This is a genomic window from Paenibacillus sp. FSL L8-0470 (genome assembly GCF_038008625.1).
Classification (GTDB): Bacteria; Bacillota; Bacilli; order Paenibacillales; family Paenibacillaceae; genus Paenibacillus_AQ.
The window spans coordinates 4,490,286-4,507,101 of the sequence record NZ_JBBOZM010000001.1 but is presented as its reverse complement, the minus strand read 5'-3'; the positions used below and the strand labels follow the sequence as shown (position 1 = coordinate 4,507,101).

The window sequence follows — 16,816 nt, the reverse complement described above, 5'->3', positions numbered from 1 at the left end:
TTATAAAAGTAAGTGCTGATACAGATAGAAGAATTAAAGGATTTAAGTTCATTAACAATTCAAATCACCTTTTTATTAATAATATCGGTTCAGGGGGTGGTGAAATGTAGCATGGCCAGAGAGCGCAGTCCCGAGCGGGACAAGGCAAAGCAGATGTGGTTAGAGAGCGGTGGGACGATGAAGCTAAAGGACATCGCCGCCACTCTTTCTATTTCAGACAGTAAAGTCCGAAAGTGGAAGACAATGGACAGCTGGGAAGATGAGCTCAAAGGGAGCGTTTCACCCGAATTCAAAGGGAGCGCTCCAATTGAAACGAAAGGGAGCGCTCCACTTCGCGGCGCTCCCAAAGGAAACAAAAACGCTGCTGGTAATCGCGGCGGCGCTCCCCCAGGGAATCAGAATGCCAAAGGAAACAGCGGCGGTGCTGGTGGGCCGCTTGGCAACAAGAAGGCAGTTACTACCGGTGAGCATGAAACCATCTGGCTGGATACCCTGACCGAAACCGAGCAGCAGTTATTAGAGCAGATAAATACGGACTCTCTCGTTCAGGCTGATGAGTCAATTGCTATGTATTCCTTGCGTGAGCGTCGTATGATGCTTCGAATTAAAGAACTGATGGATGGCCTCTCTGAAACAGAACGTAGTGTATGGTACGAAATGAAAGCCATCAAGGAAGTTGCTGAGATCCACGACGAGAAGACCGGCATCACGAAGAAGATTCCGCATAGCCGGAATGAAATGATGGAATCGAAGATCGAGGAAAAAGGGTTTCGAAAGCTGGACGACATTGTGAAGCTGGAAGAAGCGCTGACCCGCATTCAGGATAAGAAGATCCGCGCTATTGAGCTTAAGAACCGGTTAACCGATGACGAGAAGCGTATCCGTATTGAAACCATGGAGTATGAGCTGCAGATGCTGCGCGGTGGTGGCGGTAAGGAAGACTTCGAGGATGATGGCTTTATCGATGCGCTGAAGGGTATGGCGGCGGGAGTGTGGAGCGACGATGGCGAAGCTTAAACTCAAGCCGCCGGCGTTCAAGTGGTCTCCTTTTTCGCAGAAGCAGCTGAAGGTTCTGACCTGGTGGACACCGGAAAGCCCGCACCATGATAAGGATGCAATCATTTGTGACGGTTCGGTCCGAGCCGGGAAGACGGTCTGCATGTCGTTCTCTTTTATTGCCTGGGCGATGGACACCTTCCGAGGTGAACAATTTGGTATGTCCGGTAAGACTATCGGAGCGCTGCGGCGTAACGTAATCGGTCCGCTGAAGCGCATGCTGGCCAGCCGTGGGTATAATGTTCATGACAATCGATCTGAAAATGTTCTGACCGTTACCCGGGGGCTTATCAGCAACCGCTTTTTCTTGTTTGGCGGCCGAGATGAAAGCTCGCAGGATCTGATCGCCGGTATTACGCTGGCCGGTATGTTCTTCGATGAGGTTGCCCTGATGCCGAAGTCCTTTGTTGACCAGGCGACCGCCCGCTGTTCCATTGATGGTGCCAAGCTGTGGTTTAACTGCAACCCCGCTGGCCCGTATCATTGGTTCAAGATGGAATGGCTCGATCAGCTTCAGAAGAAACATGCGCTGCACCTGCATTTCACAATGGAGGACAACCTGTCTCTCTCCGAGCGTGTGCGTGAGCGGTACCGGCGCATGTACAGCGGGATTTTCTATCAGCGGTACATCCTGGGCCTTTGGGTTATGGCCGAGGGAGTAATCTTCTCCAAGTTTGATGATTCGGTCCATAAGAAGGCACGGGACTGGTTTCCGGCCAAGTTTGACCGCAAGTTCATTTGTATCGACTACGGGGCCAATAACCCAACGGCATTCCTAAAGTACGGTGTCCGCGGGAACATCTATTATGAGTTGGATGAGTATTATCACAACATCCGCCGTAAGGGCGAGAAAACAAATGGCGAATATGCTGATGACCTGGAAGCCTTTATTGACGGCGATGAGTATTCAATCTTCATCGACCCGTCAGCAAAGGCTTTTATTATTGAGCTGAAGAAGCGCGGTATCAACAATATCCGAGCTGCCGTGAATACAGTGCTAGATGGAATTCAGACGGTGTCCAACCGGTTCCAAAACAATGAGTTGTATATCTGTGCTGACAACACCAATTCCCTTCAGGAGTTGGTGTCTTACGTATGGGATGAAAAAGCCGCCGAGCGTGGCGAGGACAAGCCCATTAAGCAAAACGACCATACCTGTGACGCACGCCGGTATGGCATTCATACTGATTATCTGCTGCAGCAAGTGAAGCAGCGCAAAAAGGAGAGAGAGGAGCGACATGATCATGGCGTTGGGTGGGTGTAAGCATGACTAGTGAGGCGCAATGGTTCCAAATATCAAAAGCAGAGGACAGGCATATCCCTTCCAGCGCTCAGCTGCCGGATAGCTTTGAAAACCTCTACGATCAGAACGGGCTGCTGCCTTTCCCTCCTGGCAACGACCCTGCCTCCTGCAAGCTGCTGGTCAAGAACAGCAACATCATCCCACAGTGCATTGAGGCATATAAACGGAACATTGCCGGCTATGGGATTGCGCTCGAATATCTGCCGGGGGAGAACGATGAAACGGCAAAAGAGGAATGGGATCGTGCAGAAAAGTTTCTTGAAACCTGTAATTTGGAGGATTCACCGGATGAGATCATCAGTTCATTAATTGAGGATATAGAGAGCAGCGGAAATGCAAATGTGGAGGTAGCCTGGCCTGCCGGCAGCGAGTTTCCAACACTCTACCGCATGAATCCCAAGTATGTGCGCTGCACAAGGGAGACTAATCGGGCAACAATCAAGCGGAAGAGACTGATTCGGTCAACGAAAAAGATCGAGGAGTTCTCTCAAGACATCTACTCCCGGAAGTATGCCATGAAGCGCGGGACGTCTGTGGTGTGGTTCAGACCATTTGGAACCGAGGGCCAAGACAATCAGATCATTCCGTTGAAGTTGGGGAATGACGGCCCGTATGGAGAGCCGCGTTGGTTTGGGAATGCGCCGGGCGTGGTCGGTAGTCGAGAGGCGGAGGAACTGAACGTTTCCTATTTCAGCAATGGCCGCATGCTCTCAATGCTACTGACGGTAACCAATGGCCGTCTGACCAAGAAGTCTATTGAACTGCTGCAAAAAGTAAAGGGTTCGCAGTCGCAAGGGGGAATTCTGTACCTGGAGGCGATAGGTGAGGAAACGGGTGGTTTGGTAGATGAAAAGATCGAAAAGGTATCTATCAAGCTGGACAAGCTGAATGATCTGCTTCAGCAGGATGCCTTATTCCTGGAATACGGTAAGGAGAAGAAGGCAGACATCCTGTCTTCGTTCCGGCTGCCGCCGATCCTAGTTGGCCAGAGTTCGGATTACAACCGCGCGACCGCGGATGCAGCGCTGCGGTTTGCAGAGGAACAGGTCTTTGAGCCTTACCGCAAGTGGATCATGGACGAGATTTTCAACAAGCGGTTGTTCCCGGCTATGGGCATCTTCCGTGTGAAAGCTACCTTGCGCGGCCCGCGCATCATTGATCCGGAAGACCGCAAGGCGTTGCTGGACTTTATTGCAGATAAAGGTATTATGCTGGTCCGGGATTTGATTCCGATCGCAGAGGAAGTGCTGGATACCACAATCGATGAGTCCAAGTACAGTGAAGAATACCTAGATACACCAATTGCTCAGCTCTTAAACAGCCAGCCTGCATTAACCGTGCCTGAACCTGACACCGATGCGAATGATCTGCAGGAGCAGGTATCCGCCATTGCCAAGCGTCTGCTACGTCAGAGTCATGATGAGGTAGTCAACCATGTGTAAGGAATGCTGGGAGCAGATTGCCAAAGCGGATGATACCGAATTCCTGGATGGCTTGGAACTGACCCATGCTGAGCGGGCGGTCTTGGAGGAGCTTTACAAACAGGGAGAGACGCGGATTGTTGAGATCCTTGAGTTGCAGGGGAAGGAACTGCACGAAGCTATTCTTGAACTCAGCGAGGATTTGCTGATTGATATTGGAGAACTGGGTAAGGTGCTGGCATCGGTACAGACCGGAGAGCTGTTCACCATCCAATTCGAGCAGGCTGTATATGATGCGTTTACCCCATTGTTTCATTTAGCAGGAGAAACGGAACTGGTAGAGCTTGATCCTGACAAAACATGGTCCGTCAAAAACAAAGCTGCTTCACGATTTGCAAAGAATCTGCAAAAGCTGGTTCCAGACATGAACGGCACCAGCGCGGACGTTATGACCAGGGCATTCCAGAAGGCCATCAAGGAGGGAAAGACACCTTCTGAACGGGCCTTAATGGTTCGCGAGATTAGTGCAGCAGCTGCCAAAGGAGACGCAGGTCCTTTTACGATGGAGAGGGCCATCACGGTTTCCCGGACCATGAGCACAGCAGCTGCAAATGGTGGGAAGCTGGAGGGTTGGAAGCAGTCGGATGTTGTCAACGGTAAGAAGTGGCGGTCTTCCAAGGGTGATCGGGCCCGGAAGACACATAAGAAGACCAATGGACAGGTGCAACCGCTGGACAAGCCCTTTGAAGTCGGTAAGAGCAAGCTTATGTTCCCTGGCGATCCAAGCGGACGGCCAGAGGAGATTATTCAGTGTCGTTGCACAATGCAATCTGTAATGGTTTGACACTTTATGAAGGGGGGTGAGAACAGAACATGAGTTATAAACTGAAAGACGCTAAGATCACGCACATCTCCCTGGTAGACAAGGGAGCCAACGGCGTGCCGTTTGCTATCATTAAAGCTGACGGGAAGAACGCCATTCAGAAGCAGGTCCAGATCGCCAAGGTTGATGATGCTAAGCGGGTTGTAATCGGTGTGGTATATCAGCCGGATGTGTTAGATGCCCATGAAGATGAGATGGAAGCCGAAGAGATTGAGAAAGCCGCACATCTGTTTATGGAGAAACAGCACACCTACAATATTGATAAGCAGCATGACCTGGAAGTGGACAAGGGATATGTCGTTGAGTCTTACATTGCTCCTTGTGATATGGAGATTGGTGATCAAATCATTGCGAAAGGTTCCTGGGTGGCCGGGGTGAAAGTAACTGACGATGATACTTGGGATTCCATCAAGAAAGGCGAGATAACCGGATTCAGTATGTGGGGTGTCGGTAAGCGGGAAGAGATTGAGGTGGAAGAGGAGGTATCCAAGGGATTCTTGAGTAGAATCGCTAAGATGCTGGGCCTAATTGAGAAAGGCGCGGTCTCAGATAAATATCATAAGAACCGGAAGAACCGAGAATTTTGGGCGGCACAGGATGCCCTCAACTCGGTTCTTTTTAATTGGGACACTTGGCAAAGTGGTCTGGAAACCGATCCGGAGACCATCCGGGAGGCCCTGCAGGACTTTGTCGATATTGCGCAGGATGTGCTTACCAAGGAAGACATCGTCAAAGCCATTGGCACACCGCCAGAGCAGATTGCCAAGGCAGGCAAGAAGATTTCCACTAGCAACCTGAAACATGTAGACGATGCTATTGCAGCACTGACTGAACTGAAAAATAAAACGGCTCCCGTAGAGGAAGAGTCCGAGGAGGAAGACGATTTGAAAGCTGAAGATATTGCCAAGGCGGTTACGGCTGCCGTTGCGCCGATAGCGAAACAGGTGGAAGGCCTGACCGCTGAAATTGCAGAGCTTAAGAAGGCCGAGGGTGGCGAGGAAGAACAACCTGCTGGCGGAGAAAAGGACGCGGCCACGCCGGAGCAAGCTTCTTTGACAGAAACCATTGCCATGGCCCTTGCCCCGTTGACAGAGCAAATGCAGACGCTAGCAGCTGATGTGCAACTGGTGAAGAATAGCCGCGGTGCTTCCGTGCAAGGTGATGAAGAAGAAATCCAAAAGTCAGGCGGCGCCGTAAGTTTCGGACGCTTTCTGTAAATTGAAGGGGGAATGCAAATCATGAGAACAAACGGCACAATTGCTACTACCAGCATCCAGAAATCCACAATCATCACTCCAATGGATAACACTGCTCTTACGTATGAAGAAGTTACACAGTTTATTGATTGGGCATATGAAAGCAATTCATTTTTGAAAGGGATCCGGAATGAAACCCGAAAGAGTTCTTCCGGTACCATCGACAAAATCGGTGTCCGTGGCCGGAATCTCCGGAGCAAGAAAGAGAATGTCATGGCTACAAACACTGCAACACCCACATTTCCGCAAATTCCTTATGCGGTTGAGCCGGTTGTTCTGCCATTTGAAATAACAGAAGAATTCATCCGGCAGACACAGCGTGTCCGTGGCCAGAACGCAGAGGAGATCATTATGCGCGGCATGGCGAACAACTACGGGGAGAATATGCAGGATATTGCCTTTAACGGTGACACAGCGACACTGGCGACTGATCCGGATTATGAATTCCTTAAAATCAACGATGGCTGGCTGAAGATCGCCAAGGCGACCGGTCATTACTTGGATTGGGCAACGCTATCGGCAGCCGAGAAGACAGGGATTCTGTTTGAGGTGGAGAGAGCCATTCCAACCCGGTTCCGTTCCGGTGGAGTCTTCAAGTACTTCATGCACCCGAATACGTTTAGTGAGCGGCTGCAGCGCCTGGCGGAAAAGGACACCAGTGCTTCCATTCAACTGCAGATCACAGGCGGGGTGAAGAAGATCAACTCTTATGATGTGGAAGAGGTTTGGAGCATGCCTGAGGGCGCTGTCCTCTTTACCTACCAGCCTAACTTCGTCATGGTTCACACCTACGACATGCAGATTCGCAAAACGACCGAGGGCAAGGAAGCCATCTATGCAGACAAACGATTCTACGCCACTCATTCCGACTTTGACGCCATCTTTGAAGAACCTCAGGCTCTGGCCTATGTGGAAGGGGTGGAATTTTAATGCCATATGTAACCTACAGGGGCAAAAACGCCTCCCTCCGGCTGCATAGTATCCGATTTGAGCCGGCTAAGCCAGTCCTGGTTGAAAACGAGACTGCGCTGAAGAACTTGCGGGAGCACCCGGATTTTGAAGTTAATGAGGAGAAGATTATCCCGCTGGAGGACTTGTCGGTGGTGCAGCTGAAGGACAAGGCGAAGAAAGCCGGAATTGAAGGTTTTTCGGACTTGAAGAAGCCGGAGCTGATCGCCGCCCTGAAGGCGCTGGAAGGCGGCGGTGTGCCGGATGTTGACAACGACACTCCTTAAGAGCCGCAGCCGTGTCAGCGTCGTACAGGAAGCGACAGACGCACAGCTTGATCAGTACATCGATGATGCACAGACCCGTATTGAGCTGTATTTGCCTGTTCTTTTCCCGGAGATTGTCGACAAACAGCTTATGCTGGCCTGGGTGAAGCTGGCGGAGTCGCTGGCCTTGCAAGACAGTGAGGAATACCTGGCTTCCGTTGCCCGTGGATATTCTGCGGAAAGTGACGGTGCTTGGACGTATACCCGACAGGCAGTTGAAGGGAAAACCACGGGCAATGCCGATGTGGACTCTATTCTTTTTCTCTGGGTCAAAAAACAGCAGTCCGGGCCGGATGACGGGAACATCACGGCTTATTTGTTGTGAACCATCGCATGAATACCCCGCTGGTGGTGTACCGGGTCGGCCGCCAGCAGGATGCGGACAACCTGTTCAGCGATCGGAAGACAGGGAAGGTTGCGGACTTGAAGTGTTTCGTTGTTAAGACGCAGACTGATGCCAAGGCAGAATCCACTCCTGTCATATACATTGTCAAAAAGACAATCGGTGTTGCAAAAACAGCGGACGTCCGAATCAGCGACGAAGTGTTATTGTTCGGACGTAAGTATTTGGTGATTGACTCTAACCCGCGCCGTTACTGGCGCGAGTTATTAGTTACTTGCGAGGTGAAAGGCAGTGAACATGCATGATTTTGACGGCCTGGCGAAGAAATTCAAGAAGCTGAGTGACGAAGGCGTGAATCAAATCCTTCGGAACATCGCGGAGGCCGTGGGCGAGACGCTGCTGAACCTTGTTGTTGATGAGATTGATAAACAAGAGCTCATTGATACTGGCCTGATGTGGAACTCTTTTTCCCACGGCGAGGACGCGAACGTATGGGAGTGGGATGTGGACCGCAATACTATTTCTATTGAAGTGGGATCCAACCTTCCTTATGCGCGACATCTCAATGACGGATACACTATTCACAAAGCTCACTTTGTGCCGGGATTTTGGAGAGCGAACGGCAAGTTTGTATATGATCCTCGCGCAAAGACCGGGTTTATGGCTAAACCGCGTTCCTTTATTGGCAGACATTACTTTGATATTGCTGTTCAACAGCTGGAAGGCGGCATGAATGCTTTGATTATGAAACGGCTGGAGAAGGAACTGGAGAGGATGCTGTCATGATGGATGTAGGATTAAAAGCTTGGGCAGAACTCGTGCAGCAGGTCTACCCGGATCTTCCGATTTTGCGGAATCGCTCTCGCTGGATGGCAGGGCAGTTTGATCGTCCGAGCGTGTTCATTGAGACGGACCTGGTGTCCGATAAAGCACACACACCGAGGGCAGACCGGATCATTGAGGATGTGGGTCTTGTCTTTCATTATGACATGGACCGTAGCGGGGCAGAGGAAGCCGGGGAGCCGATTCCCTTAGACTTATCCCCCTTCATCCTTTTCCTTCGGCAGCAGCGGTTCTGCGTGGCCTCTCAGCGTTTTGGCATCATGATGGTAATTGAAGCCCCGCACACACGACCGTTGAATGATCGGATGGAAGTCACCTTCAGGTATTCATACCTTTTACACGTGCCAAAGCTGCTTGTGAATGATGATGGATGTCCAGTTGATAAGATCAACGACTTTTTTATTGAGCAAAGCTGAACTTACTGTTAGATTATTTTTTAAACTAATGGGCAATTTACGTTAATAAAGAATCATTAGACTGGCCTAGTCAAATAATTAAAAATTGTACCTTTTAATCCTTTTGTGCGAGGTCTATGCTCGTATTAAAGACATTTTACTATTGAAAGGTTGTATTTATTATGTTTACAGGCTTATCTGCATTTCCTCTAACTCCAATGAATGAGAATGGAATAGATGAGATGGCTTTAATACGATTGCTCAAACGTTTAGCCTCAGCAAAAGTGGATTCGATTGGAGTTTTAGGGTCGACTGGTAGTTATGTTTATCTCAATAGGGAAGAACGGCTGCGTGTTACTCAACTTGCAATTGAGTATGCCGAGGGGATACCAATAATGATTGGAATTAGTGCTTTACGTACACGCGATGTTCTCCAATTTGCCGAAGATGCCCAGAAGGTAGGGGCGAATGCTGTACTTTTAGCGCCTGTTTCCTATCAGCAACTTACTGATGATGAGGTGTACTCACTGTATGAGACAGTAACAAAATCTCTTTCTATACCATTGTGTGTGTACGATAACCCAGGTACAACTCACTTCTGGTTTAGTGATCATTTGCATGGGCGTATTGCGCGGTTACCAAAAGTCCATTCCATAAAGATACCCGGGGTACCTGATTTGGTTTCTGCTAAACAGAGAGTGGAACAACTACGTGCTCATATACCAAAGGATGTGACTATAGGAACTAGTGGAGATCCGTTTGCGGCCGTTGGTTTAAATGCCGGGTGCGAGGCATGGTACTCTGTACTTGGTGGTCTGTATCCTGATATTTGCATAAGTATAACACGTGCTGCTCTGGGCGGGCATTCGATCAATGCTGAAAGTCAATCTGCTTTTCTTGCCCCTCTTTGGCAGATGTTTCAAAGGTACGGTAGTTTACGCGTCGTTGCTACAATTGCGGAAATGCAGGGGCTGATCAAGAATCCGAGTCTTCCGTTACCGCTAAAAAGTTTAGATGGGGTTGCTCGCCAAGAATTAGGAAATATCCTTGCCGATTTGCAACTCGAAATCCCGTTACGCTAACGGGAAACTATAGTAAGGAATTAACCGCTTAGGGAGAGAGCGGTTTTTCTTTTGGACAGAAAAGGGAGGAGAACTTAAGCATGAGTGTAAGAAAACAGATTCGCCAGTCTACTGATGCTGTTCCGAGTGATTTGAACAAGCGAAGCAAACAAGAATGGATTGAGAGCGCAGTGGTTTTGAAGCGGGAACGCTTTGAAGTCGCCGGCGCTCTTTTTGATTGTGCGGATGATGCCCTGCTCTCGCAGCAGGAAGTTGTCCGGAGAGTGGAGGCCTATTTGGGTATGACAACAAAGGAGGAAACAGTGAATGTCGATACAACGGAGTAGACCCGGGGCGTATGTGGAGCTGCAGGCGGTGGCAAAGTCGCGTGTCTTATCAGTATCTGGCCGCGTGCTGGTGCCATATCAGGCCGAGTGGGGCCAGCCGAACAAAGCTATGGATATGACGGATCAGGCGGAACGCTTGAAGGAAACAGGGCTGCAAGTGGATGAATTGGAGCTGGCTGCAGAGAGTGGTGCGACCGTAATTGGGTACCGGGTAACCAATGGCAACGAGAAGGCGGCCGCTGCCGCCGTGGAGGACAGCTACACCATCGAGGCCCGTTATCCTGGGACGCGGGGCAATGATTTCGAGTACATGGTACGTGCTGCTCTGGTGGACTCCAGCAAAAAGGAGATCGTTATCCGGGATAGTAAGGGCATTTTTGATACGGAAACGTTCTTGGTGGCCGATAAGGCCGGTGCCGCTGAGGCGCTCCAGAAATCGAATATGGTCCGCTTCAAGGATACTGGGGCCGTGACTCTGGCCGATGTAGCCTATACCAAGCTGGCTGGCGGCGTTACTGGCACTGCAGCCATCAGTGCCGCTAATTGGAGTGGCATCTTTAACCGGATTGACGGTCTGGTGTTTGATGTCGTGTATCTGCCTTCCCCTGACGCTGCTGTGCAGGCAGCGGCCAAGCAATGGCTGCTGGATCGCCGGACCAAGGCCCGCAAGCTGGCACAGTTGGTTATCGCCGGGGCTGCCGCGACAGACGGTGACATCGAGGCTCACAATACGCGCAGCCGCGCGGCGAATGCCCGTTATATCATTAACTGCTCTTTAGCTGGTGAACACACTAATGGCAAGACCTACGGCTCTTTGCAATGGGCGGCATGGGTCGCAGGCTTGGTAGCAGGCACACCGGCAAATAAGTCTTTTACTGGTGTAAAGGTGCCAATGACCGAGGCAAAGGTGGACTGGAGTCATAGTGAGGTTCTGAAAGGTCTTTCCGAAGGCACACTTATGGCCACACGTGATGGATATGATTACATTATTGAGTCGGCTGTCAACACATTGACCACGCTGGGAGCCGGTGAACGAGAGGACTTTGGAAAAATCCGAGTGTCTATGACGATTGATCAGGTCCTCAACGACATTTACGCTGCTGGCAAGAAGAACAAGGCTAAGCTGGATAATGATCCAGAAGGCCGCGGCTTGTTTATCGCAGCCGTAGTTGGATACCTTAAAATCCGCGCTGAACAAAAGGCGATCGGCTCAGAATTTACATTTACTGAGCATCCGACAAAGAAAAGCGAAATTGATTATGCGTATTTCTCATTGTCCGCCAAGCCGCTTGATGCGATTGAAATATTTAATATTGACTGGGAGGTGGCTTAATACATGGAACGCGAACTAATTGGCCGTAATCTTTCCCTTCAGGATGATAATGGGGACCCGATCCAGACGGTCAAGGAGGTAGAGGTAATTCTGAAGCCGGAAACCTTAGATATTATCCGTGCGAGAAAGATGTCCAAGACAAAGCAGATCGTCGGATTTGAAATCACCGTTAAACTGGTCATGTCTAAACTGGAATCCCGGCTGCGGTACCGGTTGCTGGCAGATTTCAAGGCAGGCAAAACAATGTACCTTGAACGGATCACCGGATCCCTCGAGGACCGTCAGACTGGGAATACAGAACGTGTGATGATTAGCGGTATCCACATCCACGATGAGATGGACATTCTGGTGGCCAAGATCGACGAGAACAACGGTATTGACATTACACTGTCTGGCACAGCGAATGATTTTGACTTTATAGAGCAGTTTCCGGATTACATGGCTTAGGGGTGGGGAACCGCCCTCTTCTATTTAACAACAATATAAAATATATGGAGGAATTGAACATGAGCGACAAATTGCAGAAGTACCTGGCTAAAGGTAAAGAAGGCCGTAAAGACGACACCATCACTGTTTCGGTGGACGGTGAAGAATGGTCTGTTCGCCGTCTGACTACTATGGAGGTACGTCGATCTTATGAGCTGGCGTATGAAGATAATGGCGATCCGAAGGAATCTTATAATGAGATCGATGTGATGATCGTAAAGGCGACCGAACATGAATTTGATTGGAACAATACAGAGTTGCTGAAGGCCTATAAGTGCGCCAGTAAGTTTGAGCTTCCGCCGCGCTTATTTGATAATCCTGCTGATTATTCGGAGCTCAGTAAGGCAGTACGAAATTTCCAAGAAACGAAGGAAGCTCTGCTTAAAGAAGCAAAAAACTCATCAAGCAAGATGGAGAAGCAAGCTGGGTAGCGTCCTTTTGGATAAACCAGAAGCAGCTGCCGGCTGAAATTCTTCCTTTTGAGGTAGACAAGCAGCGGCAGTATTTTTTCTGTCTTGCTGCTAGCATGGTCGCGGAAGAAGAAGCCAAGCGCCTGGCCAACAAGAAATAGGCGGGATGGAGGTGAAAGATTATAGCAGCTACAACAAAGGTTACGGTCCCGTTCGAGGCAAAGGACCTTATTTCCGGCGCTGTCCGGAATATGCGGAATGCACTTCGTGGAGCAACCGATGATTTACTTGATTTCCGGAGAGCCGCTGGGCAGATGGGGGATAACCTGATATCGGATCTTCGGAGATCCCGGAGCGCAGCGGATGATTTAAGTAGTCGCATTAGTGGTGCTGCGGACGAGACACGTCGACTAGGACGATCCAATGTAGATGATATTTTCCGGCGTGCTCGTTCGGGAGCGGATGAATTGCGTCGCTCCGCATCTCGCGCAGACTCAGAAATTCGCGGATTGAGTGATTCTCGGGTGCATATACAAGCGCAAGATGGAGTCAGTCCGGTTATAGACGGGATTTCCTCAAAGTTAACAACTTTGGCAGCAACAGCTGGAGCGATTCTCATTGGCGGCGGTATCAAAGACGCCTTATTCGGAAACGTGATGGACTACTATTCCGAAGCTGCCCGCAGTGCAACGGTCTTACCTGAAAAGGACCGGCTCAATGCTCTTCAAGTAGGTAATGAGTTGCATGCCAAAGGCCTTGTGGCTTCGCAAGCCCAAGCAGCTGGAATGCTGGGAGATTTATCCCCAATGGTTCGCGATAAATCGAAGGCGGGCGATATGCTTTCATCTGCTGTGCAACTTCAATTTCTTATTCCAGATGCAAGTATTGAGGAAATTGGGAGAGGGCTCTCGCAATCTGCGAATACCTTCAAAGAATCCTATGCTTCTGTTGCAGACAGCATGGCGTACGCCTATAGCAAAGTAGGTGATCCACAGAAAGATCTCTTCGATACATTTTGGGAGTATTCCGGATATTTTAAGAACACTGGCGCAAACTCGGGTCAGATGGCCAACTTCTTGACCCAGAGTGTGAAGGAAGGAGCCTTCAATTTTGACAAGCCAGCCGATTTTATCAAGGAAACTTTTGGTGTGAAGGCTCTCGACGCTGGCGACATGGAGAAATATTTTACTCTTCGCGGTGCTGGGAAGATTGATGCAGCGAAGCAAGCAGCTTCCTTCACTGGTGATATCAATTCCGGCGATGAGCAGCGTGCAAAGGGTGCTTTGATGGCCCTAGTTGGTGATTTGGCTAGTCAAACGCAGAGTCAACTGAAAGCTTCGTTGGTTTCGCTTGGCTCGGCTACTGCAGAGGACAACGGACTTGCTGTGCTTAAGACTTTCCAAGTGCCATTTCAGCCGGCTCCTGCAGAGATTGCAGGAACAACGGAAAGAATGGTTCAAGCTCAACAGGCCGCAAATCCGATGCAAGATATTATCCAGACCCGTGCGCAGATCGATCAGCAAATGCAGGAACTGGGTGCGAATTTATCAACGGCTGTACTTCCGGTGCTTCAAGAATTTAATACCCTTCTCACAGAAAATAAAGATAATATTCAAGAACTTGGTTCAAAAATTGTTGGCATGGTCAGCAAAATGACAAGCTTTTACAATGACAATTTCAACACAATTAACAATGGGTTGTTACTTATTGGAGGTAGCATCGCTGCTTTTAAAGTAGCAAAACTCGGAAAAGGGTTAAAAGAAAAAACGGTTGCTGGAGCTAGTAAAGTCCGGAGTTGGTTAAGTTGGGGAAATGCAGGTGTTCCACCTACTTCTGCTCCATCCGAAGAAGTAGGCGGCCCTACAAGTCGCCGCTTCACGCTTAATCGAGGGCGTAGAGGTAGTGGCAGCAACGGAGGAATTGGCGGGCTGAGCTCCTTATCATCCATGACTGTAAATGCAAGTGTGGTCTATCTCAACGAGGCTGGAGGGCTTGGTGGGCAAAATCGCGGTGGGAGAAATAACAGAGGTGGTCAGAGACGAGGGCGACGCGGTCGATCTGGGAGCGGTGGTGCAAATACCCGAAGTGGCCGTAACTCGAATGGCTCTCTCTCTGCACGTCGTAGGACGAGCACACCGGACATGCCTGACATCGATACTCCAGATGTGGGACAACGGCGGACTGGTCGTGTAACCTACCGGAACACTAATAGGCTCCCGACTGGCTCACCGATCCCAGATGTTATTCCAGATGCACCGGGCGGCAGGGGAATCAGGGGATTGTTTAAAGGTGGGAAGAAGGCTCTTAAAGCTGCCGGGATACTCGGGACGGTGGCTGGAATTGGCCTTACCGGATATGATCTATACCAAGCTTCAAAGGAAGACGGCTTGAGGGCAGAACTTTCCTCGACAGGCGGCTCTAGGGTAGGTGGTATGGCTGGAGGGGTAGTCGGAGGAATAGTTGGTACTATCGCCGGTCCGCTTGGAACCGTATTGGGAGCAACAGCGGGCGGTTGGGTTGGCGACAAATTGGGTTCTCTAGCTGATTCTAGCGGAATCACTAAGTCTGTCGTAGATGGGGTGGTTTCGGCTGCTGGCGGCATTAAGGATGCGGCAGCTTCAATAGGTGGTTGGCTCGGCATCACCAAGAAAAAAGAAGAGAAAAAGCCCGAGGTTAAACCTCCGCCTGAATCCAAGGTCACCTTTGGCAACTTAACGCCCGAGCGTGAAAAGCAGCTGCAGGAGACCTTCAACGTATTCCGAGCCAATGTGGCCAAGGATGGATTAAAGACTGCATTGACCAGCGCCGTTAACGAGAGCGGTGTGAAGGGGACTGTCGATAAGATTAAGAATACCTTTGTTGGCGCATGGAAAAGCACGGAATCAGGCAAGGCTCAGCAAAATGTGCAGGCCGTTGGAGCAGCTGCACAGATAACAACTGGACAGACTCAGCAGCTAGGTGTAACTACGAAGAACAGCACCGCCGGAATTGTCCAGGGTGCTGGTGCAGCGGGTTCGAGCATGTTCGGTGTCGGGGCCGCTGTAAAAACGGCTACAGACGAGACAAAGCAGCACTTGCTTTCCATCCAGACCGTCACGAGCCAGGCCGAGAGCTGGGGGAGCAATTTTGTTACGCGGATTGCTGCCGGAATGCGGAGTAAATACCCTGCGGTGACGGCCGTGGTATCTGAAATCGGTAAAGCGTTCAAACAATTAATTACCTCGGGAGCAGCGCCGACATCCGGAAACAAACCCCATACCTCCTCCGGCGGAGCAGCTTACGCTAACGGCGATATTATTACTCGGCCTCATATCGGGTTGGTCGGTGAGGCGGGGCCGGAAGCTATCATTCCGCTCTCTGGCGGTCGCCGCAAACGTGGCGTGGAATTGTGGGAACGGGCAGGGCAAATGCTTGGTGTCCGCGCTTATGCCAATGGTGGCATTGTTGGCGCACAGCCTCTGCGGACTCATGCGTACCAAGCTAAGGCTTATATCGATGATAACAATGACCGTATTGGCTACGGAGCCGGTTATGCTGAAGGCATCCATGGATCTCTTGAAATGGTGAAGAAGCAAGGCCTGAAACGTTACACTAGGGCTATGAGCAAAGCCAGTAACCTCACAGATGCGTATAAAATCAGGGCAACCGGACATCAACTGCGTAGGCAAGCCGCTAAGATGAAGACCTTTGCCAGGGGGACAAAACTTCTCAGCAAAGTGGTTCGTCCGGTTGGTTACGCTATGGACGGTTGGGATATCCTCTTTGCTGGCAAAGGTAAACGAGGACGGCAGGCAGCCAAAGTAGCCGGTGGAATTGGAGGAGGGATCGCCGGCGGAGCTGCAACTGGAGCACTGTTAGGCACTTTCCTCATGCCTGGTGTCGGCACAGCTGTTGGTGGTGCGATTGGCGGTCTGTTGGGGACGATCGGTGGTGAGAAGCTGGCAACCAAACTTTTCGATGGGATTTCCGGTTTCTTTGGCCGCAGAAAGAAGCGGAAAAAGAAGAAATATGCGTTTGGGGGCCTAATCAGTGACCCTCATCTCGGTCTGGTCGGCGAAGCCGGTCCAGAAATGATTATTCCTTTGTCCGCTGGTAAACGGGGGCGAGGGCTTGACCTATGGAAACAAGCAGGTGAACTGCTGGGTGCCCGTCCTTATGCAAACGGTGGTGCAGTAGGAATGAAGTCCTCTTCCAGCATTCCAGTGGCCAAGACGCTGGCACAAGCCCCTGCATCGATGCGGGATGTCATCATTGAGAATATCAACATCGACTTTGGCGAACTGGCCAAAGGAATAACGAACTTTGCTGAATTTGCGAAAATGCTGAACAGCTCGCAGGGTCGAGCGTTGTTCCGGAAGATTTTTGGCGAAGAGTTTTATAAAGCTTTGGAAAGTGGAGGGTAAGG

Annotated in this window: 17 protein-coding genes; all 17 read left to right on the top strand. The window is 50.3% G+C overall.

The features are described 5' to 3' along the window. The first annotated feature begins 111 nt into the window (after positions 1–111). Positions 112–1,017: a phage terminase small subunit-related protein gene (locus NST99_RS20400; RefSeq protein WP_341094046.1), complete on the top strand. Its 906-nt coding sequence runs from the start codon at positions 112–114 to the stop codon at positions 1,015–1,017. Continuing rightward, positions 1,004–2,320 (top strand): PBSX family phage terminase large subunit, encoded by a 1,317-nt coding sequence (locus tag NST99_RS20395; protein ID WP_341094045.1) that lies wholly within the window; start codon positions 1,004–1,006, stop codon positions 2,318–2,320. The genes NST99_RS20400 and NST99_RS20395 overlap by 14 nt, the downstream gene beginning before the upstream one ends. Before the next feature lie 2 nt (positions 2,321–2,322). Further along, positions 2,323–3,801, top strand: a complete 1,479-nt coding sequence (locus NST99_RS20390; RefSeq protein WP_341094044.1) for a phage portal protein — start codon at positions 2,323–2,325, stop codon at positions 3,799–3,801. After that, the gene (locus tag NST99_RS20385) at positions 3,794–4,624 is read left to right on the top strand and encodes a phage minor head protein (protein ID WP_341094043.1); all 831 of its coding nucleotides are present in this window, start codon (positions 3,794–3,796) and stop codon (positions 4,622–4,624) included. The genes NST99_RS20390 and NST99_RS20385 overlap by 8 nt, the downstream gene beginning before the upstream one ends. A 29-nt stretch (positions 4,625–4,653) precedes the next feature. Beyond that, complete coding sequence (locus NST99_RS20380) at positions 4,654–5,880, top strand: XkdF-like putative serine protease domain-containing protein (protein ID WP_341094042.1); 1,227 nt, start codon at positions 4,654–4,656, stop codon at positions 5,878–5,880. A 21-nt stretch (positions 5,881–5,901) separates the two neighbouring features. Next, positions 5,902–6,849 carry a major capsid protein gene (locus NST99_RS20375; RefSeq protein WP_341094041.1) on the top strand — a complete coding sequence of 316 codons (948 nt, stop codon included), beginning with the start codon at positions 5,902–5,904 and terminating at the stop codon, positions 6,847–6,849. Beyond that, on the top strand, positions 6,849–7,154 hold the full coding sequence (locus NST99_RS20370; protein WP_341094040.1) for a Rho termination factor N-terminal domain-containing protein: 306 nt from the start codon (positions 6,849–6,851) through the stop codon (positions 7,152–7,154). The genes NST99_RS20375 and NST99_RS20370 overlap by 1 nt, the downstream gene beginning before the upstream one ends. After that, positions 7,132–7,518, top strand: a complete 387-nt coding sequence (locus tag NST99_RS20365) for a hypothetical protein (RefSeq protein WP_341094039.1) — start codon at positions 7,132–7,134, stop codon at positions 7,516–7,518. Before NST99_RS20370 ends, NST99_RS20365 begins: the two co-directional genes overlap by 23 nt. Further along, positions 7,515–7,841 carry a hypothetical protein gene (locus NST99_RS20360; protein WP_341094038.1) on the top strand — a complete coding sequence of 109 codons (327 nt, stop codon included), beginning with the start codon at positions 7,515–7,517 and terminating at the stop codon, positions 7,839–7,841. Before NST99_RS20365 ends, NST99_RS20360 begins: the two co-directional genes overlap by 4 nt. Beyond that, positions 7,834–8,322: an HK97 gp10 family phage protein gene (locus tag NST99_RS20355; protein ID WP_341097707.1), complete on the top strand. Its 489-nt coding sequence runs from the start codon at positions 7,834–7,836 to the stop codon at positions 8,320–8,322. The genes NST99_RS20360 and NST99_RS20355 overlap by 8 nt, the downstream gene beginning before the upstream one ends. Beyond that, on the top strand, positions 8,322–8,795 hold the full coding sequence (locus tag NST99_RS20350; RefSeq protein WP_341094037.1) for a hypothetical protein: 474 nt from the start codon (positions 8,322–8,324) through the stop codon (positions 8,793–8,795). Before NST99_RS20355 ends, NST99_RS20350 begins: the two co-directional genes overlap by 1 nt. 161 nt (positions 8,796–8,956) lie before the next feature. After that, positions 8,957–9,856 (top strand): dihydrodipicolinate synthase family protein, encoded by a 900-nt coding sequence (locus tag NST99_RS20345; protein ID WP_341094036.1) that lies wholly within the window; start codon positions 8,957–8,959, stop codon positions 9,854–9,856. An 80-nt stretch (positions 9,857–9,936) separates the two neighbouring features. Beyond that, a complete protein-coding gene (locus NST99_RS20340) occupies positions 9,937–10,182 on the top strand; it encodes a hypothetical protein (RefSeq protein ID WP_341094035.1) in 246 nt (81 codons plus the stop codon). Beyond that, positions 10,163–11,515: a phage tail sheath subtilisin-like domain-containing protein gene (locus NST99_RS20335; RefSeq protein WP_341094034.1), complete on the top strand. Its 1,353-nt coding sequence runs from the start codon at positions 10,163–10,165 to the stop codon at positions 11,513–11,515. The genes NST99_RS20340 and NST99_RS20335 overlap by 20 nt, the downstream gene beginning before the upstream one ends. A gap of 3 nt (positions 11,516–11,518) precedes the next feature. After that, complete coding sequence (locus NST99_RS20330; RefSeq protein WP_341094032.1) at positions 11,519–11,962, top strand: phage tail tube protein; 444 nt, start codon at positions 11,519–11,521, stop codon at positions 11,960–11,962. Between the two features lie 59 nt (positions 11,963–12,021). After that, entirely contained in the window at positions 12,022–12,432 is a 411-nt protein-coding gene (locus tag NST99_RS20325; RefSeq protein ID WP_341094031.1) for a hypothetical protein, read from the top strand. 446 nt (positions 12,433–12,878) lie between these two features. Next, positions 12,879–16,814, top strand: coding sequence for a hypothetical protein (locus NST99_RS20320; RefSeq protein ID WP_341094030.1), 3,936 nt, complete (start codon positions 12,879–12,881; stop codon positions 16,812–16,814). Positions 16,815–16,816 lie beyond the last annotated feature (2 nt).